The sequence below is a fragment of the Pseudomonas sp. ASL9 genome (assembly GCF_056680335.1).
In genome coordinates, this window is record NZ_CM155277.1 from 6058632 (window position 1) to 6077980 (window position 19349).

Annotated in this window: 18 protein-coding genes; 13 read left to right on the top strand and 5 right to left on the bottom strand. The window is 54.8% G+C overall.

Features of this window, described 5'->3' with window-relative positions; translation table 11 throughout:
• Positions 1 to 86: 86 nt before the first annotated feature.
• From AC1ME2_RS27840 to AC1ME2_RS27885, 10 genes are all read left to right on the top strand, one after another.
• Entirely contained in the window at positions 87 to 1547 is a 1461-nt protein-coding gene (locus AC1ME2_RS27840; RefSeq protein ID WP_480438483.1) for a 2-hydroxymuconic semialdehyde dehydrogenase, read from the top strand.
• Between the two features lie 7 nt (positions 1548 to 1554).
• Complete coding sequence (gene dmpE, locus AC1ME2_RS27845; RefSeq protein WP_480438484.1) at positions 1555 to 2352, top strand: 2-oxopent-4-enoate hydratase; 798 nt, start codon at positions 1555 to 1557, stop codon at positions 2350 to 2352.
• Positions 2349 to 3152: a 2-oxo-3-hexenedioate decarboxylase gene (dmpH, locus tag AC1ME2_RS27850; protein ID WP_480438486.1), complete on the top strand. Its 804-nt coding sequence runs from the start codon at positions 2349 to 2351 to the stop codon at positions 3150 to 3152. Before dmpE ends, dmpH begins: the two co-directional genes overlap by 4 nt.
• Before the next feature lie 24 nt (positions 3153 to 3176).
• A complete protein-coding gene (locus AC1ME2_RS27855; RefSeq protein ID WP_480438487.1) occupies positions 3177 to 3389 on the top strand; it encodes a tautomerase family protein in 213 nt (70 codons plus the stop codon).
• A complete protein-coding gene (locus tag AC1ME2_RS27860) occupies positions 3386 to 4300 on the top strand; it encodes an acetaldehyde dehydrogenase (acetylating) (protein WP_480438489.1) in 915 nt (304 codons plus the stop codon). Before AC1ME2_RS27855 ends, AC1ME2_RS27860 begins: the two co-directional genes overlap by 4 nt.
• Positions 4300 to 5355, top strand: coding sequence for a 4-hydroxy-2-oxovalerate aldolase (gene dmpG / locus AC1ME2_RS27865; protein WP_480438490.1), 1056 nt, complete (start codon positions 4300 to 4302; stop codon positions 5353 to 5355). The genes AC1ME2_RS27860 and dmpG overlap by 1 nt, the downstream gene beginning before the upstream one ends.
• 58 nt (positions 5356 to 5413) lie before the next feature.
• Entirely contained in the window at positions 5414 to 6169 is a 756-nt protein-coding gene (locus tag AC1ME2_RS27870) for an SDR family oxidoreductase (protein ID WP_480438491.1), read from the top strand.
• Positions 6170 to 6228: 59 nt separating this feature from the next.
• A complete protein-coding gene (locus AC1ME2_RS27875) occupies positions 6229 to 6657 on the top strand; it encodes a tautomerase family protein (RefSeq protein WP_480438492.1) in 429 nt (142 codons plus the stop codon).
• Positions 6658 to 6749: 92 nt separating this feature from the next.
• The gene (locus AC1ME2_RS27880; protein WP_480438493.1) at positions 6750 to 7046 is read left to right on the top strand and encodes a 2Fe-2S iron-sulfur cluster-binding protein; all 297 of its coding nucleotides are present in this window, start codon (positions 6750 to 6752) and stop codon (positions 7044 to 7046) included.
• A gap of 189 nt (positions 7047 to 7235) precedes the next feature.
• Positions 7236 to 9005, top strand: a complete 1770-nt coding sequence (locus AC1ME2_RS27885) for an acyl-CoA dehydrogenase C-terminal domain-containing protein (protein ID WP_480442372.1) — start codon at positions 7236 to 7238, stop codon at positions 9003 to 9005.
• 62 nt (positions 9006 to 9067) lie between these two features.
• Here the strand turns inward: AC1ME2_RS27885 and AC1ME2_RS27890 are convergent, their stop codons facing one another.
• Together AC1ME2_RS27890 and AC1ME2_RS27895 are read right to left on the bottom strand one after the other, a co-directional pair.
• On the bottom strand, positions 9068 to 9784 hold the full coding sequence (locus AC1ME2_RS27890; RefSeq protein ID WP_480438494.1) for an NAD(P)H-dependent oxidoreductase: 717 nt from the start codon (positions 9782 to 9784) through the stop codon (positions 9068 to 9070).
• A gap of 37 nt (positions 9785 to 9821) precedes the next feature.
• Positions 9822 to 11069: an acyl-CoA dehydrogenase family protein gene (locus AC1ME2_RS27895; RefSeq protein WP_480438495.1), complete on the bottom strand. Its 1248-nt coding sequence runs from the start codon at positions 11067 to 11069 to the stop codon at positions 9822 to 9824.
• A 128-nt stretch (positions 11070 to 11197) separates the two neighbouring features.
• Here AC1ME2_RS27895 and AC1ME2_RS27900 point away from each other — a divergent pair, with 128 nt between their 5' ends.
• Positions 11198 to 12205: a GlxA family transcriptional regulator gene (locus tag AC1ME2_RS27900; RefSeq protein WP_480438496.1), complete on the top strand. Its 1008-nt coding sequence runs from the start codon at positions 11198 to 11200 to the stop codon at positions 12203 to 12205.
• A gap of 129 nt (positions 12206 to 12334) precedes the next feature.
• Here AC1ME2_RS27900 and AC1ME2_RS27905 read toward each other — a convergent pair whose 3' ends face one another.
• Genes AC1ME2_RS27905 through AC1ME2_RS27915 form a run of 3 tightly spaced genes read right to left on the bottom strand, consistent with a single transcriptional unit; the run spans position 12335 to position 14985 of the window.
• Entirely contained in the window at positions 12335 to 12955 is a 621-nt protein-coding gene (locus AC1ME2_RS27905; RefSeq protein ID WP_480438498.1) for a TetR/AcrR family transcriptional regulator, read from the bottom strand.
• Positions 12942 to 13793, bottom strand: a complete 852-nt coding sequence (locus tag AC1ME2_RS27910) for a 3-hydroxybutyryl-CoA dehydrogenase (protein WP_480438500.1) — start codon at positions 13791 to 13793, stop codon at positions 12942 to 12944. Before AC1ME2_RS27910 ends, AC1ME2_RS27905 begins: the two co-directional genes overlap by 14 nt.
• A 10-nt stretch (positions 13794 to 13803) precedes the next feature.
• Positions 13804 to 14985, bottom strand: coding sequence for an acetyl-CoA C-acyltransferase family protein (locus tag AC1ME2_RS27915; protein WP_480438501.1), 1182 nt, complete (start codon positions 14983 to 14985; stop codon positions 13804 to 13806).
• A gap of 184 nt (positions 14986 to 15169) precedes the next feature.
• Between AC1ME2_RS27915 and AC1ME2_RS27920 the strand changes: the two genes are divergently transcribed.
• Both AC1ME2_RS27920 and AC1ME2_RS27925 read left to right on the top strand, forming a co-directional pair.
• Positions 15170 to 16171: an AraC family transcriptional regulator gene (locus AC1ME2_RS27920; protein WP_480442374.1), complete on the top strand. Its 1002-nt coding sequence runs from the start codon at positions 15170 to 15172 to the stop codon at positions 16169 to 16171.
• Between the two features lie 1666 nt (positions 16172 to 17837).
• Complete coding sequence (locus tag AC1ME2_RS27925; protein WP_480438503.1) at positions 17838 to 19136, top strand: tyrosine-type recombinase/integrase; 1299 nt, start codon at positions 17838 to 17840, stop codon at positions 19134 to 19136.
• Positions 19137 to 19349 lie beyond the last annotated feature (213 nt).

A 19349-nucleotide genomic window follows, 5' to 3' on the forward strand; every position in this document is an offset into this window, starting at 1 on the left:
TTCTAGACTCGCTTTCAGGGACTAATACCCGCTGACCTGAGCAAGGTGCAGCGGGTAGTCATACAGAACAACACCCCGGAGCTTCCATGCGCCAGATTGAAAATTTCATCGCCGGTGAGTTTGTCAGCGCTGCCAGTGGCAAACGTTTCGACAAGCGTTCACCGGTCGATAACCGTGTTATTTGCTCGATCAGTGAAGCCGGACGCGGCGAGGTAGATGCCGCCGTAAGCGCTGCGCGTAATGCCCTACAGGGCGAGTGGGGTGGTCTTACCACGGATCAACGTATTGAGCTGCTCTACGGCGTGGCTAACGAAATCACCCGCCGCTTCGACGACTTCATTGAGGCCGAGATGTCCGACACCGGCCAGCCGGAACACGTCATGAAGCACGTGTTCATCCCGCGCGGGGCGGCCAACTTCAAAGTGTTCGCCGACGTGATCAAGAACGTCGCCAGCGAATCCTTCCAGATGGAAACGCCTGATGGTCGCGGCGCCTTCAATTACTCGATTCGCCGCCCCAAGGGTGTGATCGGCGTGATCTGTCCGTGGAATGCCCCATTCATGCTGATGACCTGGAAAGTAGGTCCGGCGCTAGCCTGCGGTAATACCGTGGTGGTCAAACCGTCCGAAGAGTCGCCACAAACGGCGGCACTGCTGGGTGAAGTGATGAACGCAGTGGGCATCCCCAAGGGTGTCTACAACGTAGTGAACGGATTCGGGCCCAACTCCGCTGGCGAATTCGTCACTCAACACCCGCACGTCGATGCCATCACCTTTACCGGCGAGACCCGCACTGGCGCGGCCATCATGAAAGCCGCTTCCGAAGGCATGCGCGATGTGTCGTTCGAACTGGGTGGCAAGAACGCCGGCATCGTATTTGCCGATGCGGACTTTGATGCAGCAGTTGAGAGCTTCTCACGCTCGGTATTCCTCAACTCGGGCCAAGTCTGTCTGGGCACCGAGCGGGTGTATGTCGAGCGTCCGATTTTCGAGCGTTTTGTCCAGGCCCTGAAGGTCAAGGCGGAGGCGGTCAAATATGGTCGTCCAGATGATCATCATGCCAACTACGGCCCGCTGATCAGCCAGGAGCACAAGCAGAAGGTGTTGTCTTACTACCGTAAGGCAGTGGAAGAGGGCGCCACCCTGGTGACGGGTGGCGGCGTGCCTGACATGCCGGCGGATCTGGCAGAAGGTGCCTGGGTGCAGCCCACTATTTGGACCGGCCTGCCGGAAACAGCTTCCGTTGTGCAGGAAGAAATTTTCGGGCCGTGCTGCCACATTTCGCCGTTCGACAGCGAGGACGAAGTTGTGCAGAAAGCCAACGCGACCGATTACGGCCTGTCGACCACCCTCTGGACCTCTAATTTATCTCGTGCCCACCGCATGGCGGCGCGGATCGACGTTGGCATCACCTGGATCAATAGCTGGTTCCTGCGCGATTTGCGCACCCCGTTTGGCGGTTCCAAACAGTCGGGCATCGGTCGTGAAGGCGGCGTTCATTCGCTGGAATTCTACACCGAAACCCGAAATATCTGCGTGAAACTCTGAGGCCCTTATGGACAAGCAAAAGATCGAGCATTACGGCGATGAGCTTTACCAAGCTTTCGTCTCCCGTCGCGCCGTTGCACCACTGCTCACCCGTGAGCCAGAGATCACCATTGAGGATGCTTACCGTATCCAGGAGCGCTTTGTCGCTCGGCGGCTGGCGGCGGGTGAAACCATCGTCGGCAAGAAAATCGGTGCGACCAGCAAGCCTGTGCAGGACTTTCTCGGCGTCTATCAGCCGGACTTCGGCATGCTCACTTCGGCCATGGTGTTTCAAGAGGGCGACACCATCGACCTCAGCCAGTTGATTCAGCCGAAAGCCGAAGCCGAGCTGGCCTTTGTGTTGAAGCACGATCTCAAGGGGCCAGGTATCACCGCGATGGATGTGATCCGTGCGACCGACTACGTGGTGCCTTGTTTCGAAATCGTCGATTCACGCATTACCGACTGGCAGATCAAGATCCAGGACACCGTTGCGGACAACGCCTCTTGTGGTGTGTTCGTACTGGGTAAAACCAAGGGCGATCCGCGCAAGCTCGATATCACCCTGGCAGGCATGGTGCTGGAGAAGAACGGCGAGTTGTTCTCTACCGGCGTGGGTGCTGCGGTGCAAGGTTCACCGGCGAATGCTGTGGCCTGGCTGGCCAATACCTTGGGTGCATTGGGTATTCCATTCAAGGCAGGCGAGGTGATTCTCTCGGGCTCCCAGTCTTCGCTAGTACCGGTGACAGATGGGGATGAGTTGGTGTGTACCGTCGGCGGCCTTGGCAGCTGTCGGGTCAAATTTTCCGGGAGGAGCACAGTATGAGCAGCAACCTGACACTGTTGCGTGAGGACATCGTTCGCCTGTGCGAGCGGGTTGAAGGGGCGCAGACCCGCGCCTACGCCATTCCCAAGCTGACCGACGAATACCCGAACATGACCATCGCCGATGGTTATGCCGTGCAAAGCGAACTTCGTCGTCGCTTCATCGAAAAAGGCCACAAGCTGGTGGGCTGGAAAGCCGGGCTGACGTCAAAAGCCAAGATGCAGCAGATGGGTGTCAATGTGCCCTCGATCGGCTTTTTGACCGATCGCATGGCCCGCCCCGAGAGTTCGGCCATCTCCACTTCAGACCTGGTGCATCCACGGGTTGAATGCGAAGTGGCTTTTGTTATGAAGAGTGACTTGCAGGGGCCAGGTTGTACCGCCCAGGACGTCTTGGCGGCGACCGACTACGTCCTCCCCGCAGTCGAAATCATTGATTCTCGATTTTCCGGATTCAAGTTCGATCTGGCCAGTGTGATCGCCGACAACGGCTCTTCCGCGCGCTTTGTCGGGGGTGGGCGGGCACGTTATGTCGAGGATCTGGACCTCAAGACCCTTGGCGTGGTGATGGAGAAAAACGGCGAGATCGTCGCCATGGGTGCCTCTGCGGCAGTCATGGGACATCCGGCCGAAGCCATCGCCATGCTGGTGAATATCCTGGCAGAGATGGGCGAGATACTGCCGGCCGGCAGCTTCGTGATGAGTGGTGGCATCACCGAGGCCCTCGCGGTGAAACCGGGAGACAGCATTGTGGCTCGCTTTCAGGAGCTAGGTACCGTGTCGATGCGTTTCGTTGAATAACGACAAAAACGAAGAGAGTCAAGCATGCCAATTATCGAAATGCACATGGTCGAAGGCCGCACCGCTGAGCAGAAGAGCCGCGTTGCAGCAGCCGTCACCACAGCGGTTTGTAACAGTCTGGAGTGTGCTCCAGAAACAGTGCGCATCCTCATCACCGAGCACGGTAGCGACGAGTTTTACGTCGCAGGTATGAGCATGGCACAGCGCGCTGCGAAGAATAAGGAACAATCTCAATGAAGAAGATCAAATGTGCACTCATAGGCTCAGGCAACATCGGCACTGACCTGATCTACAAAATCTTGCGCAGTCCAGTGCTTGAACCCGTCTGGATGGTCGGTATCGACCCCGAATCCGAGGGCTTGGTGCGCGCTCGTGCCATGGGTTTGAAAACCACCCATGAAGGCGTGGATGGTCTTCTGCCGCACGTGCTTGAAGATGGCATTCAGATCGCCTTTGACGCTACCAGCGCCTATGTACATGCCGAAAACAGCCGCAAGCTAAACGCCCTTGGGGTGTTGATGATTGACCTTACCCCAGCGGCTATCGGCCCGCTGTGCGTGCCACCGGTGAACCTGCGAGAGCACGCAGAGAAGCTGGAGATGAACGTCAACATGATCTCCTGCGCTGGCCAGGCCACTATCCCGATCGTCAATGCCGTCTCGCGTATTCAGAGCGTCGAGTATGCCGAGATTGTTGCCAGCCTGGCGTCCAGGTCGATTGGGCCGGGCACCCGTGCCAATCTGGATGAATTTACCAACACCACCTCAAGTGCCATTGTGAAAGTCGGTGGTGCTCGCAAGGGCAAGGCGTTGGCCATTATCAACCCGGCCGACCCACCGATGATGATGCGCAACACCATCTACTGTCTGACGGATGACGAGCCGGATAGAACCCGAATCACCGAGTCGATTCTGAAGATGATCGTCGAGGTGCAGAAGTACGTACCGGGCTACCGCCTGGTCAACGGACCTGTTTTTGAAGGCAAGAAAGTCTCCGTGTTCCTGGAAGTGGCGGGCCTGGGCGACTACCTGCCGACCTATGCCGGCAATCTGGACATCATGACGGCGGCAGCTACCCGCACTGCAGAGATGTTTGCCGAGGAAATTCTCGCCGGCAAGATTCAGCTTAAAGCTTCGGAGGTCGCGTAATGAGTCAGTCCCCCCGTTCCAGCCTCAAGGGCCGAAAGGTAATCCTGCACGACATGTGCCTGCGCGACGGCATGCACGCCAAGCGTGAACAGATCAGTGTCGAGCAGATGGTCAAGGTCGCTACCGCGCTGGATGACGCTGGCGTGCCTTACATTCAGGTCACCCATGGCGGTGGTTTGGGCGGCAATTCACTGCAGCATGGTTTTGCCCCTCATACGAATGAGGAGTACATCAGCGCAGTGGCACCCAAGATGAAGCAGGCCAAAGTATCGGTCCTGCTCATTCCAGGGCTTGGCACGATGAAGGAGCTGCACTCGGCGTTCGACTGCGGTGCGCGGAGCGTGCATGTGGCCACCCACTGTACCGAGGCGGACACCTCGCCCCAGCACATCGCCTATGCCCGCAAGCTGGGGATGGACACCTCCGGCTTTTTGATGATGGCGCACCTCAATGATCCTGCCGGCATCGCCAGGCAGGGAAAGCTGATGGAGTCTTACGGCGCGCAGACGGTGTATGTCACCGACTCTGCCGGTTACATGCTGCCTGACGATGTAAAAGCACGTATTGGTGCCCTGCGAGAGGTGCTCAATCCAGAGACCGAGATCGGTTTCCACGGCCATCACAACCTGGGCATGGGCGTGGCCAACTCCATCGCCGCCATCGAAGCGGGCGCGAGCCGCATTGATGGTTCCGTGGCTGGCTTGGGCGCCGGTGCTGGCAACACGCCGCTGGAAGTGTTTGCCGCAGTGTGCGAACGCATGGACATCGAAACCGGCACGGACCTGTTCAAGCTGATGGACGTAGCAGAAGACATCATCGTACCCATGATGGAGCACATCGTGCGGGTTGACCGTGAGTCGCTGACTCTCGGCTATGCAGGTGTCTACTCGACATTCCTGTTGCATGCCAAGCGCGCAGGCCTGCAATTTGGCGTCCCGGCGCGCGATATTCTGGTCGAGTTGGGCCGCAAGAAAATGATCGGTGGCCAAGAGGACATGATCTTCGACACGGCAATGACCATGGCCAGGGACCGCGGCGTTGTTCTTCCCACCTGAATAGACTTCGGGGCATGTGGTGCATGCTCCGAACCCGAAACTTAACGGCAGGTGGACGATGAACTCACGTAATGAATTAGCGGTGGTAGTAGGGGCAACTGGCGCCTTTGGTAAACAGATCGTTGCGCGTCTGTGCGCCAACGGATTGGACGTCGTCGCAGTGGCCCGCAGTTCGGCGGCTCTTGATGAGCTGACCCGCATTCATCCAGGGGTCATCCCTTGCGTTGCCGACATTTCTGCCGACGAGTCCATTATGCATATCCGAAACGTGCTGGATCGGCCGGTGCGGATGATTGTCCATGGCCCCGGCGTGGCGGTCGTAGGCGGCGTTCTTGACGCCCCTACGTCTGCGCTGGCAGATGCGGTCAATATTAAAGTCGGCGGTCTGTTGCGCCTGACCCGTGCTGTGGATGCGAGTCTCGTGAAAGGATCTCGTCTCGTCGCTATCGGTGGACACTACGGTTTTGAACCCACTGCATACGCGGCCTCCGCTGGCGTTGCAAATGCGGCCTTGGCGAACGCGATACGTCAGCTCAGTTTGGCTTATGGTTCGCGAGGTGTGACGGCGCATCTTATTGCGCCGGGGCCTGCGGATACGGAACGTCTGCACAAAGTAGCAGCGGACCGGGGAAGGCAGCGTGGTGTCAGTACTGAAACTGTTCTGCAGGAGATGTGTCTTGAATCCTCCATCGGTGCCTTCACGACCCCAGAGCAAGTGGCCTGGGCCGTAAGTTTGTTGCTAGCGCCCGAGGCTGACGCGATGACCGGATCCACGTTGATGCTGGATTCTGGACGACGTCGCGGTTTGCCCTGATGTGTTTTGGGTCGAGTGAATAAAAAATAAATATAAGAAATATGTATGAGGCCTCAAAAATGCCGGTAGTGAATTTTCACCTCGTTGAAGGGTATTGTTCTGCTGAACAAAAAGTGCGTTTGCTCCAGGATGCCTCACATCTTTACAGCAAGGTTTTGCTGTCACCGATGGAGCGGGTGCGGGCGATAATCACCTTGCATGCAGCAGATGAATTTGCCGTTGCCGGGGACTGTGTCAGTACCAATCGACTACATGCGCCATACTTCGAGTTCATCGTGCTCGAAGGGCGCCCATTGGACGAACGTCAGAAGTTAATGACCGGGCTTACTTCCTTGCTGGTCGAAATATTAGCAGTTGATCGGAACTTTGTGCGGGGTAGGTGCATCCGGGTTGAACCACAGGACTGGTCGATTGGCGGCATTGGCGCAGATGCCTTACGCGAACAGGAAATCTGCGCGCGTGCTGCAAAGCTTGGCGTTGTCGGGTGAGTACTGAAGAACAAGACCAGGTTTGTGCCACTGCGGCTTTAGAGGCTCCTGGACGTTTGCCGATAGTCACTTCCACTGAGTGAGAACGGGCCATGGAATATCAAGTATTGATCGAAGACACCGGAGAGCATTACGCCTGTGATGAGCGTGAGTCGGTTCTGCATGGCATGGCTCGTCTTGGCCGTCGTGGCATTCCTTTGGGATGCCGTGGCGGTGGATGCGGTATCTGTAAGGTTCAGATTCTCAATGGCGCCTTTGAGGTAAAGGCAATGAGTCGCGCACATGTCAGCGTAGAAGAACTGGCCGCTGGCACGGTATTGGCTTGCCGTGTAACGCCTCAGAGTGACTTGTGTGTACACGTTGTCGGAAAGATGAAAAAACAGTTTTAACGCATTGCGGTGGTTTGGCGAAAGACCACCATTCCTCAAGTGGAAACGGTGAGGGCGCCTTATCGTGAGTGTATTAATCACACACTCCATAATGAGTCACGGCGCTTAACGCTTTCGCTATACGCTGACTAACGTTATTTGAATTTTTTACACCCGCGACATGCGGGTGTCTGTTTGAGTCGATATGTGATGCCCCACTATAATGCTCCGCTGCGAGATCTTCGCTTTGTACTGAACGAAGTGTTCGATGCCCCTGGTCTCTGGGCGCGCCTGCCGACACTGGCTGAAACAGTCGATATCGATACCTCTGCCGCAATTCTTGAAGAGGCAGCGAAGGTTACCGGTCAGCTCATCGCTCCGCTCAGCCGCCACGGTGATGAGGAGGGTGTCAAGTGGCATGCGGGTGCCGTTACAACTCCGTCTGGGTTTAAACACGCTTACGCCACCTATATCGAGGGTGGTTGGGTTGGGTTGTCAGGCAATCCCGCATATGGCGGTATGGGCATGCCCAAGATGCTTTCTGTGGCCTTCGATGAAATGCTCTACGCGGCCGATTCCAGTTTCGCTTTGTACTCCGCGCTGAGTTCCGGGGCCTGCCTGGCTATCGACGCACATGCTAGCGACGCGCTCAAAAGCATCTATTTACCGCCCATGTACGAAGGCCGTTGGGCGGGCTCTATGTGTCTGACCGAGGCTCATGCGGGTAGCGATCTCGGCATGATTCGCACCGGTGCTAAAGCTCAGGAAGATGGCAGCTACAGCATTACCGGAAGCAAGATATTTATCACCGGGGGCGAGCAGGATCTGACTGAAAATATAATCCATCTGGTGCTGGCCAAGCTGCCTGGCGCACCCGCTGGGGCCAAGGGGATTTCACTGTTCCTGGTGCCCAAATACCTGGTTAATGCTGACGGTAGCTTAGGCGTGCGCAACGCTGTTAGCTGCGGTTCGATCGAACACAAAATGGGCATTAATGCCTCGGCCACCTGCGTGATGAACTTCGACGGCGCAAATGGGTACTTGATCGGCGAAGCTAACAAGGGGCTGTCGGCGATGTTCACCATGATGAACTACGAGCGATTGTGCATTGGCATTCAAGGGATAGGTTGCGCGGAGGCGTCCTACCAAAATGCGCTGAGTTACGCTCGCGAACGTATTCAGAGTCGTGCACCAAGCGGTCCGGTGGTGCCGGGTAAGGTTGCTGATCCAATCATTGTCCACCCGGATGTGCGCCGTATGTTGCTGAGTATGAAGGCTATGACAGAAGGTGGTCGCGCCTTTGCGTGTTACGTCAGTCAGCAACTTGATCTCGCCAAGTTCAGCGACGACGCTGCTGAGGTAAATAAGGGCGAAACACTGGCGGCCTTGCTGACTCCGGTGGCCAAGGCTTTCTTTACTGACACTGGCTTGGAGAGCTGTATTCACGGCCAGCAAGTGCTAGGTGGACATGGCTATATTCGCGAGTGGGGGCAGGAGCAGTTGGTCCGTGACGTGCGTATTGCGCAGATATATGAAGGCACCAACGGCATTCAGGCCCTGGATTTGCTAGGACGTAAAATTGTCGGCAACGCCGGCATTGCACTACGGATTTTTGCTCAAGAAATACGTGCTTTTGCTGCCAGCAGCATATCCTTTACCCATCAACTGCTGGAGGCTCTAGACCGCCTGGAACGCGTTAGTGATTGGTTGCTCAGACAAGCCAAGCGAAACGCGAACGAAGTCGGCGCGGCTTCGGTGGAATACCTCCATCTATTTGGTTACGTTGCCTATGCCTTCATGTGGGCACGAATGGCATCGGTAGCGCAGGCTAAACTCAGCGAAGACGAAGCTTTCTATGGCGGGAAACTGGCCACTGCAGAATTTTTCTTCGCTCGTCTGTTGCCGCGTACTTTGGGGCTTGAAGCTAGCATCCGTGCTGGTAGTGCTTCACTTTTTAGTCTGGCGGCTGAGCAGTTCTAAGACAGTTGAGCGTTTACGCGGCAATCTTATATTGAGACGGTGCTGATGAGCCATTTGAATATCTACCAGGTATTCGGATCAGTGATCGGATGCATTTTTTCGTCGAACTGATTGAGCGATATAGGCGGCAGAGCGTGCAGTGTATCCAGCGAACGCAATCGCTGTCGATACTGATCTAGGACAGAGGCACGTGCCTGTTGAGAGATGTACGGCACGTGATGCGCAACAAAGGGTGGCAGCACTGTCATTCCGATATAGGCCAGAGTACCGCGCAGGATGGGGCGGAGCATATCGTTGAGCTCTCCATGCACGCCGTCCCGGACTAGCATGTGTGGCTGACTGCCGATGGTGATGGCAAGCATGGCCTTCTTGCCAACCAAACCTCCCTGGTCGTAAAAACGCTTACCTCCGTAGCAAACGCCGGAAATCAATACTCGGTCTATCCAGCCTTTCATGATTGCTGGCATCGAGAACCAATAAACTGGGAAGTTGAAGATCACAAGATCCGCTTTCAGCAACTTGTTCAACTCCCCCTGGATATCAGGGGCTAGCGTTTGCTGCAGGTGATTGTGGCGCTGTTCCAGCGCATAGGTCACGTACTCGGAATTGGAACGACTGCCAAAATCCGCTGCACTGGCGACCGGATTCCAGCTCATGGCATACAGGTCAGAAACTTCAACCGCATGCCCTTGCGCAAGCAGTTCCTCGACGGCCAGATTTTTCATGGCTGCATTGAATGACTGCGGCTCGTTGTGCGCATGAACAATGAGAGTATGCATTGGGTAGGTCTCCAGTGAGCGCGGGTTAGCAGCCAAATCAGCCTGTGATGTCTTTACCAAAGATGGCGCGCGCAATTACCAGCTTCTGAATCTCATTGGTGCCCTCATAGATTTCGGCGATCTTGCAATCGCGGTAAATCTCCTCGACGCGGTAGTGCGAACCATCCGCCGCGAGTTCACGCATGAAGCCGTATCCGCCAAAGATCTGTACGGCATCACGGGCGAATTCACCGGCGAGGTTAGTGCCATACCATTTAGCCATCGCGGCCTCGGACTCCGGGAAGGCATGCCCCTCGTCCATGCGTAACGCGGCTTTGAGATACAGGTTGCGGGCGTTCTCGATTTCAGTGGCACGCTCAGCCATCTTGAACTGCCAGTGCTGGAACTGCGCGATTGCTTTTCCGAAAGCCCTGCGGGTCTTGAGACGCGCGGCACTGTGATCAAACAGCGCCTGGGCCATGCCTGCCCCACTCGCAGCAATGCCAACCCGTCCGTAAGTCAGCGTTTGCAATGCTATCTTGAGCCCTTGACCCGGTTGGCCAACAACGTTCTCCACGGGCACCTTGACGTTATCGAAGTAGATATCAGCCGTCAGTTGGCCGTTATTGCCCATTTTCTTGTCTGGTTCGCCGACACGAACACCAGGCCAATTCAATTCGACCACTAGCTCGGTCATGCGCTCTCCGTCTACACAGAGCAGCACAACAAAGTTGGCGACTGGGGCGTTTGTGATGTAGCGCTTACGGCCATTGACGATGTAGCCACCCTCGGTACGCGTGGCGAGGGTGCGCATTGCTTCGATGCTAAGGTCGGTACTAGCATCCGGCTCGGTAGTGGCGAAGCTGCCAATCTTTTCACCGCTGAGCAGAAGCCTGAGATAGCGTTGCTTGATCAGGTCTGACCCGTGTTTAAGCGCATTGCCTGCGAGAATGCAGTGCACGTCGACGATGGCGGCTACCGAATTTGAATGGTAGGCCAGCTCTTCGATCATCACCGCGGTGGCGGTGGCTGGGTACTTGAGCCCGCGTCCGCCAACGTCGGCAGCAAAGGGAATCCGGAACAGGCCAGCTTTGGCCATCTTGGCGAACAAATCACGAGGGAAGGCTGCGACAGACTCCTCAGTGTGGCCAATTGCATAAGCTACGGGTGCAACATGTTCATCCGCGAAACGGCGAACCTCCTGCCGAATGGCCAGGATTTCCTCCGGCGTATTCAGGTCGTGATACAGGCTGTCCTGATAGCGGGTAATAGTCGAGTTGGTGGGCGCATCAGCAAAACTTGTCATAAGTGATCTCTTATGTAGGTTGGGAATAAACCTGGCGATAAATATAACGAGCCTCAGGTGATGGTGTAATAGGCAAAAATGACAGTAATTGTGCGAATATCGCCAAGCCCACTTAAAAAGGTTCCGCCATGCCTACCGTTGCGATTCTGGGATTTGACGATTCCTATGCCTCCGTAATTGGAGGTTTTGCTGACATGCTTCAGGTCGCCAATGCGCATATGTCAAAGCAAGGGATGCCATCGGTCGGGCTATTTGAATGGCATTTCATTTCGCAGAATGGGCTACCTGTTCGTGCCAGCAACGGACTTGAGCTTTCCATGCGCCCCCTGCCGGAAAACCGGTATTACGATCTGGTCTTTATTCCCAGCGTGCATTATCGAGGCTGGCAGCATTTCCAGAATTTCCTAGAAAATCAGCTGGCCGTACGTGCCTGGTTGATTAAGCAATGGAAGCATGGCGCATGGCTTTGTGCGAATTGCACGGGCACCTTTCTGCTCGCGGATACGGGTTTGCTCGATAACAAAATGGCGACAACCACTTGGTGGCTGGAGGGGCATTTCCGCGAGCGATTTCCTCAGGTCGATCTGCAAATGCGTCCGATGGTGACTGAGTCTGAGCGTCTGGTATGCGGTAGCGCACATGCCACATTTTTGTTGCAAGCTGTTCACGTGCTCAACAAATTTGCGGGAAAGGCCATAGCCATGCAATGCGCTCGCAGCATGCTGATCGATTTGACCCAAACGACGCAGACTCCACTGCAACCGCTTATTGCCGACAAGACACACAACGATCCCTTGATTCAACGCGCACAGAAGTGGCTTCAGGATCACCTGGCGGAACAGGTACGTATGACAGATCTGGCACAGAGGTTGGCAGTCAGCGAGCGAACCTTGATACGCCGCTTCAATAGGGTGCTTGAGCAGTCACCGCTAACCTATTTGCAGAACTTGCGCATCGACACGGCGCGCGCGTTGCTTGAGGCCGGTGACCTGAGCACCGAGCAAATCGCCCACTACATTGGATATAGCGACATCAGCTCGTTTTCGCGCCTGTTTCGTGAGCGAGTTGGATTCACGCCGGGAGCCTATCGAGCACGGTTTCAGTTACTGGAGGCTGATCAGCTGATCGTTTTGTAGACGCAGATAGATGACTGTATAAGGACTCGGTCTTACGATCACGATGAGGTTGGTAACGGGTATCTGTAGAACCACTCCGCGCCACTTACGCAACATGACGTTGAATCATGAATTTGCGATGCCCGGCCTTCAGGCTACTGACGCCCGAAGACCGTGCGTTCTTGGGTTGCGTGTAGCAAGCAGCCGCTCAATAGCCCCCATCATCAAGTCTTCCATCAGTTCGTCGCGTTCCTGGTCGTCAAGGGTGCGCTGTGCCAGCCAGGAGGGTGCGCTGCTGAGCAATGAGGCAATGGCGTGCCCGGCGGCTTGAAGCCGATGCGGGGTCAACAGTGTTCTATACCCCAGTGCCACTAGCAGCTGGCGCTCATATTGTTCGCGTAAACGGCTGACACGCAGTTGTTGTTCTTCGTTCAGACAACAACTGTCGCGTTCAGCCAGGCGAAAGTGCAACGGCATTTCCCGGTACAGCTTCAGGTGTGCCCGAATAATGACTTGCAAGGTGTTCACCCCGTCATCAGGGCTTTGCTCTATTAGACGTACAGTGGTCAGCAGTTCTTCGTAAAGCTCCTCGATCAAGTCGAGGAGCAAATGCTGTTTGCTTGGGTAATGATGATAAAGCGAGCCAGGTGTGAGCCCGAGATAGGTTGCCAGCTCGCGCATGCCAACCTGGCCGAATCCCTTTCTGGCGAACAGATCCAGTGCCTTGTCACGGCTCTGAGCGAAGCGTGAGCAGTGTTCAGGTATAGACATGGAAGCCGCGCCCGCTTTTGCGGCCCAGATAACCTGCCGCGACCATTTCTTTGAGCAATTGAGCTGGACGATATTTCGGGTCATTGAAGCCATCATGGAAACTCTCCATGATGGCCAGCATGGTATCCAGGCCAATCAGATCAGCCAGGGCAAGCGGGCCAATAGGGTGATTGCAGCCCAATTGCATGCCGGTATCGATGTCCTTGGCGTTGGCCAGGCCCTCCTGCAAAACGAAGATCGCTTCGTTGATCATGGGGCACAGAATGCGATTGACTACGAAGCCCGGGCTGTTGCGAGCCGTGACTGCACTCTTGCCAATGTGTTCGGCGAGTTTCAGCGCCAAGGCATGGGTGGTGTCCGACGTTTGCAAACCGCGGATGACCTCCAGCAATGCCATCATCGGGACAGGGTTGAAGAAGTGCAGACCAATGAAGCGAGCAGGGTGTTTGACCACTGCCGCCAATTCGGTAATCGACAGCGATGACGTGTTAGTTGCGATGACGCAGTCATCACTCACGGTGTCATCGATTCGTTTGAGAATGCGTTTTTTAAGCTCTAGATTCTCGGTTGCCGCTTCGATGACCAGCTCGGCTCCATTCAGCGCTGTGTAGTCGGTGCTGAGGGATATCCGGTCGAGAGCACCTTGCATCTGCGCCGCTGTAATCGTTTCTTTGCGTAGCTGGCGATCAAGATTCGCCGTCAGCGCTGACAGACCTTTTGCGAGCGCCTCATCGGAAATATCAATCAATGTCACGTCTATGCCGGCAAGTGCACACACCTGGGCAATCCCGTTGCCCATGGTGCCTGCGCCAATGACTGCTAGTTTTTGAATACTCACTTACAACCCCTCAAACGCGTTCGAAAATGGCAGCGATACCTTGACCGCCACCGATGCACATGGTCACCAGCGCATAGCGCCCGCCGATGCGGTGCAGTTCATGGATCGCTTTGGTCGCAATAATCGCGCCGGTAGCCCCGACCGGGTGACCAAGGGCAATGCCCGAACCGTTCGGGTTGACCTTGGCCGGATCCAGATTCAATTCCTGATTCACAGCGCACGCCTGCGCGGCGAACGCGATATTGGCTTCGATAACGTCCAGATCAGCGACAGTCAGACCCGCACGCTTGAGCGCAAGACGCGTGGCCGGGATCGGGCCGAGGCCCATCAATTCGGGCTCGACACCCGCATGGGCATAAGCGACCAGGCGGGCGAGGGGACGCAAGTTATTGGCCTTGACAGCGGCGCCGGTAGCCATCACCAACGCGGCTGCGCCGTCATTGAGACCGGATGCATTGCCAGCGGTCACCGATCCGTCCTTCTTGAAGGCCGGCTTCATTTGCGCCAGTTGTTCCAGCGAGGTAGCACGGGGGTGCTCGTCGATATTGAACAGTTGGGTGCCTTTGCGGCTGCGAATTTCAACGGCAGCGATTTGTTCGATAAAGCGGCCTTCCTCGATAGCACGAAACGCCCGTGTCTGGTCCTCCATGGCCAGGGCATCCTGCATCTCGCGGCTAATGCCATTGCGTTCGGCAATATTCTCGGCGGTGATGCCCATGTGAAAACCATGGAAGGGGTCGTGCAGAATGCCGAGCATGTAGTCAATGGCCTGGGTGTTGCCCATGCGAGCGCCCCAGCGAGCGGCGGGCAGGATGTACGGGCCACGGCTCATGGACTCGACCCCCGCGCCAATGGCGATTTCAGCGTCGCCCAGCAGCAAGGTTTGTGCAGCCGAGATGATTGCCTGCAACCCTGAACCGCACAGGCGGTTGACGTTATAGGCGGGTGTTTCCTTCGGGATGCCGGCGTTCATCGCCGCGACTCTGGATATATAGGCATCCTGCGGCTCAGTCGGAATGACATTGCCCATCACGACATGTTCGACCTGCGTCGGGTCGACGCCACTGCGTTGCAAGGCAGCCTTGATGGCTGTGGTTGCCAGATCGGCCATCGGCACGTCTTTGAGCGATCCGCCAAAGGTGCCGATCGCAGTGCGTGCGGCACCAACAACGTAAATATCAGGGGTGTTCATGGCGGGTGTCCTCGTCTGGATGATGGGCTTTCAAGCGGCCTTACCGAATTCAGATAATGGCGCCGCAGCCGACATCTGGGATAATGCTGGTCAGGTGGACAGTCTAAGGGGCGAGCAGGCGCCGGGCCTATGCCAAAACCGCTCAGCAAACCTGCTATTTTTTGCCATAGGCGACCCAGGATCCATGAACGAAAAACACTCCGTTTCTTCCTACTTCGCCAAGGCGCTGCTCTATCAATTTAGTGGACGGCCGGTGGAGACTGGTCGTCTTTTAGAGCAAGCAGGGTTCGCGGAGCACTCGTTGGATGAACTACCTGAACGGGTAGCCGCGACAAACTTCGCCGCGCTTTGGCTGGCCGTAGTGAGGGAGCTTGACGACGAGTTTTTTGGTTTGGACTCCCACGGGATGCCCCTGGGCAGTTTCGCCCTGATCTGCCGAGGATTGATCCAGGTCCCGACGGTGGAGAAGGCGTTAAAGCAGTCGCTGGATTACTTCAAACTGTTCCTGCGTGACATTGAATGCGAAGTACAGGCTCGCGGTAAACGCAGGGTGGTCGTCATGCGTTGTACCAGCAAAGATGAACATTTGCGGGCCATTGTGATTGAGACCTTCATGGTTCTGATCGTTGGGCTGATGTGCTGGCTGGCTGGCAGGCGCATGCCCATCAATCGAGTGCAATTCGAACATTCGTTCCCGGGGCACGGTGATGAGCACTTGTTGTGGGGTGCTTACGTAGAGTTTGACGCAAATACAACGGAAATCGAACTGGATCCGGAATGCTTGAAGCTTCCGGTCATTCAGGATCGACAATCGCTGTACACCTTTTTACGTAACGCTCCGCAGTCGGTATTTATCCGTTTTCGTAACAGAGAGGGGTACAGCGCCCGAATTCATCAGCGCTTGAAATCCTGCGGCTACGATCACTGGCCAACGCTCGAGCAGCTTGCTGCAGAGTTTTCGATTAACCTCAGCAGCCTGCGGCGTGCGTTAGAGCGTGAAGGTTTTACCTACCAACAGATCAAGGACGAAATGCGTCGATCCATCGCCTTCGAACGATTGCGAACGACGTCCATGAGCATCGCCGAAATCGCTCAAGAGGCGGGGTTCCGTGAACCCAGCGCGTTCCATCGAGCGTTCAAGCAATGGACCGGGGAGAGCCCTGGAGTTTTTCGTCATCGATGGTGATGGTGATGGTGATGGTGATGGTGATCGATGCTGGAGCTTAAGAAGGGCGCAGCAAGCCCATTCCGGCCAACAAAAGAGCGCTTAGACAACCGCGGGGTGATAGTTTTACGCCGCATGAACAATAGCTCAACTAAATACTCATTTAGTTGAGTTAGCTAATGACCTCCACACGAAGGGGCTAGGGCGCCTTTGGCGGTTGGTTGCGCTTAGACTATCAGCACATATATCTCGTCAGACATGGTGCTTCATGGCGCTCTGGTGTGGTCCAACCTAATCTTGCGGGGTGCCAAAAAAATGGAAAGTCCGTTGATTTATGCGTCTCAGCTAGACGTTTTATTGGTAGAAAAGGAGGGACAACACCTTCCGAAACCGATGATTACAGTCACGGCTGACAGAGCAACGCGAGTGATAATAAGTGTAAACATTTCATCCGGCAAACCCCGGAGTTCGAACAGCGATACGGAGCTTTGAAATCCCAGGCGCGCTAGGCAAACCAAGGTTAACACGCAGGTTCAGTACCACTCTGTAAACTTGTTTTTTGACTTGTTAACCACCGTAGTTAACAAGTCAAAATTGTGGTTTACAACGGTACCGGACTAGCATTTTACTGAGCTTTTCATCCAACCAAATTCTGGCGAACTTCCAGGGTATTTGGTGGGAGGAAAGCTCCACAGCCTTCAATCGCAAGGTGGCACCGCCAAACCTGCAGCATCTGCATGTAAATCAGTCGGCGTTTTTCTTTACCACGCACGGCAGCAGTTGAAATCTGTGCACTAACTCCATGCTGAACGCTGCAGATTTCACACAGCGACGTGCTTGTAGATGGACCTGTGACAGGTGACTGCAGGATTGATCTGTAAGCAAGTACTTATGCGGACTCTGGAGTGCTCCAAAAAACGATAACTACTTAATCAAGACTCTCTGATGATGCTCTCAACCAGATGTAATTGCTCGATTATTGTTTTTAACCGCAAGCTTATTGTCTTTAATGCAACACGACACGTACACCGCCCCGCAAGAGAAACCCATAGGTTCGCATAATGTATATTATGTTAAATTACGTATTACTCTAAAGTTGCGCATAGGTCCTGTCCGTTTCCCTACCGTCCGCTTTCCTAGAACGCCGAAGCAAATCTTTGTCTTAAGTCGGAAGGAAATCCCGGATAGCGTGCTTCTAAGCGCTATTCACCGATTGCTTCAATCTTTCACGAGTACCACTACCATCCTGCCGCCGTATTGGTTTTTTATTTCTCAGATGCCTCTCTATTATGTATTTACTTCCTAGTAAGCCAAATGTCAGGGCCGCGATGGGCGTTGATTACGCATAGAAGACTCATGACCCGAACCCTTGCCGTCACAGTCGCCCCCGGCGATCTTCTCGTTGCCCGGAATATTGACACGATGAATTTTGAGCAATAAGGTGGGCCACTTGCTCTGGGATTCGCGAGCGTGAAGCTTCCCCCTGGAGACACAAGACAGGCTCACTCCAGTAGTGGGCCTTTTTTGCATCATTATCGAGGTTGTGGTGTGACTAGGCCTTAGAGATAGCCTAATAAGAATAAGCGCCGATGTAATATCCGATAACGCGCAGACCCGGTTGTTGCAGATTTATAGGGCGATGCTTAACATCACATCAAATCGTATCTATCACTAATCTGGTAATCACATGCCTGCGTCTCCGATCCCTTTGTTTGACACCTACAATCGTTTTAGAGATCTGAATTTTAGTCGTGTGTCTGATGAGCTACCTGTTGTAACTCAGTACCTTTTTTCCTTTCCGTCAGAGCTAAAGGCTCAAGATGGTTACCTCTCGGTTCGCGGATTCCTAAAGTCCTATTCAAACAACGAAGCCACGTTCAATTCATACCGTACACATGTTGAGCGTCTTCTGCTGTGGTCTCTCCTGATAGCCAAAAAGCCGCTTCTAGAGCTCAGACGCCACGATTGTGAGAGTTTCCTGGAGTTTTGCTTACAGCCTCGTTCTGAGTGGATCGGTCCTGTCGTCAAATCGAGATTTACCCGGGTTGGAGGTCGCAAGGCTGCTGAAACTGACACCTACATCATCAATGAAAAATGGCGCCCTTTTAACGTCAAGATCGATAAACAGATCCGCAAGGTTGCTGCGGAGAACAGTAAAGATGTAGATGACATAGCGTACAAAATGTCTGCTGGCTCGATGGGCCAGGTGTTTGCCGTTTGTGGCAGTTTTTTCCAGTACACCATTGACGAAGGTCTCACCACTGAAGCCAATCCAATTCGAGCCGTCAAACAAAAATCCAACTTTAAACAGCGCAACACGGTGATGAACTCTGGAAAAGCGCTCACTCCGCTCCAGTGGAATTATGTAATTGAAACCGCAGAAGTCATGGCTCAGGAGGAACCTCGACATGAGCGGACGCTATTTATTGTGGCCACCCTCTTCTCTCTCTACCTCAGAGTCTCTGATCTCGTCGGTCGGGACAACTGGAAGCCTACAATGGGTTCGTTCGAGTACGACGGTGAAAACTGGTGGTTCAACGTTGTCGGTAAGGGCAACAAGGCCGCGAAAATTAGCGTGCGAGACGAATACATTGAAGCCTACTTGAAGAGATATCGGACTACCCTCTCCCTTCCGCCGCTGCCGTCTTACAAGGAGAGTACTCCACTAGTCACAACGGTCAGAGGTCGAGCTGGCCTGTCGGATCGTTACATTCGTGCCCTTATTCAGATGGTGTTCGATAAATCACTTCAGCGCATGAAGGACGAGGGACAAACTGACTTAGAGATGGACAAGCTTCGGTCGGCATCCCTACATTGGTTGCGTCACACGGCGGCTACATTTGACGCACCATTTCGCGATATCAAAGATCTCCAAGCTGACCTACGCCACGAAAGTATGTCGACGACTCAGAACACCTATTACAACTCGCTGGACCAGAATCGTGCCAAGTCAGTTAAGGGGCTCGGGATCAAGGACAGAGGTTAGGATTTAGCTAAAACCAGCAAGCTAGGCTCTGCTGTTCACTGCGTTCAGGACTAACCGCAGCTCGGGCGGGCGGTTTACACCAAACACCGCATTGAGGCCTCAGCGCGTCCACGCGGTGCGTCCAGGAGCATGAGTACCATCTGCAGCACCAAATGGCGTCACCGGTGAACGCCCTTACAGCGGACCACTTTTGGTCCTGTTCTTGTCGGAGTG

Excerpts from the sequence above, each read along its gene's own strand:
- AC1ME2_RS27840 (WP_480438483.1), top strand. The coding sequence starts at position 87 with ATGCGCCAGATTGAAAATTTCATCGCCGGTGAGTTTGTCAGCGCTGCC.
- dmpE (WP_480438484.1), top strand. The coding sequence starts at position 1,555 with ATGGACAAGCAAAAGATCGAGCATTACGGCGATGAGCTTTACCAAGCT.
- dmpH (WP_480438486.1), top strand. The coding sequence starts at position 2,349 with ATGAGCAGCAACCTGACACTGTTGCGTGAGGACATCGTTCGCCTGTGC.
- AC1ME2_RS27855 (WP_480438487.1), top strand. The coding sequence starts at position 3,177 with ATGCCAATTATCGAAATGCACATGGTCGAAGGCCGCACCGCTGAGCAG.
- AC1ME2_RS27860 (WP_480438489.1), top strand. The coding sequence starts at position 3,386 with ATGAAGAAGATCAAATGTGCACTCATAGGCTCAGGCAACATCGGCACT.
- dmpG (WP_480438490.1), top strand. The coding sequence starts at position 4,300 with ATGAGTCAGTCCCCCCGTTCCAGCCTCAAGGGCCGAAAGGTAATCCTG.
- AC1ME2_RS27870 (WP_480438491.1), top strand. The coding sequence starts at position 5,414 with ATGAACTCACGTAATGAATTAGCGGTGGTAGTAGGGGCAACTGGCGCC.
- AC1ME2_RS27875 (WP_480438492.1), top strand. The coding sequence starts at position 6,229 with ATGCCGGTAGTGAATTTTCACCTCGTTGAAGGGTATTGTTCTGCTGAA.
- AC1ME2_RS27880 (WP_480438493.1), top strand. The coding sequence starts at position 6,750 with ATGGAATATCAAGTATTGATCGAAGACACCGGAGAGCATTACGCCTGT.
- AC1ME2_RS27885 (WP_480442372.1), top strand. The coding sequence starts at position 7,236 with ATGCCCCACTATAATGCTCCGCTGCGAGATCTTCGCTTTGTACTGAAC.
- AC1ME2_RS27890 (WP_480438494.1), bottom strand. The coding sequence starts at position 9,784 with ATGCATACTCTCATTGTTCATGCGCACAACGAGCCGCAGTCATTCAAT.
- AC1ME2_RS27895 (WP_480438495.1), bottom strand. The coding sequence starts at position 11,069 with ATGACAAGTTTTGCTGATGCGCCCACCAACTCGACTATTACCCGCTAT.
- AC1ME2_RS27900 (WP_480438496.1), top strand. The coding sequence starts at position 11,198 with ATGCCTACCGTTGCGATTCTGGGATTTGACGATTCCTATGCCTCCGTA.
- AC1ME2_RS27905 (WP_480438498.1), bottom strand. The coding sequence starts at position 12,955 with ATGTCTATACCTGAACACTGCTCACGCTTCGCTCAGAGCCGTGACAAG.
- AC1ME2_RS27915 (WP_480438501.1), bottom strand. The coding sequence starts at position 14,985 with ATGAACACCCCTGATATTTACGTTGTTGGTGCCGCACGCACTGCGATC.
- AC1ME2_RS27920 (WP_480442374.1), top strand. The coding sequence starts at position 15,170 with ATGAACGAAAAACACTCCGTTTCTTCCTACTTCGCCAAGGCGCTGCTC.
- AC1ME2_RS27925 (WP_480438503.1), top strand. The coding sequence starts at position 17,838 with ATGCCTGCGTCTCCGATCCCTTTGTTTGACACCTACAATCGTTTTAGA.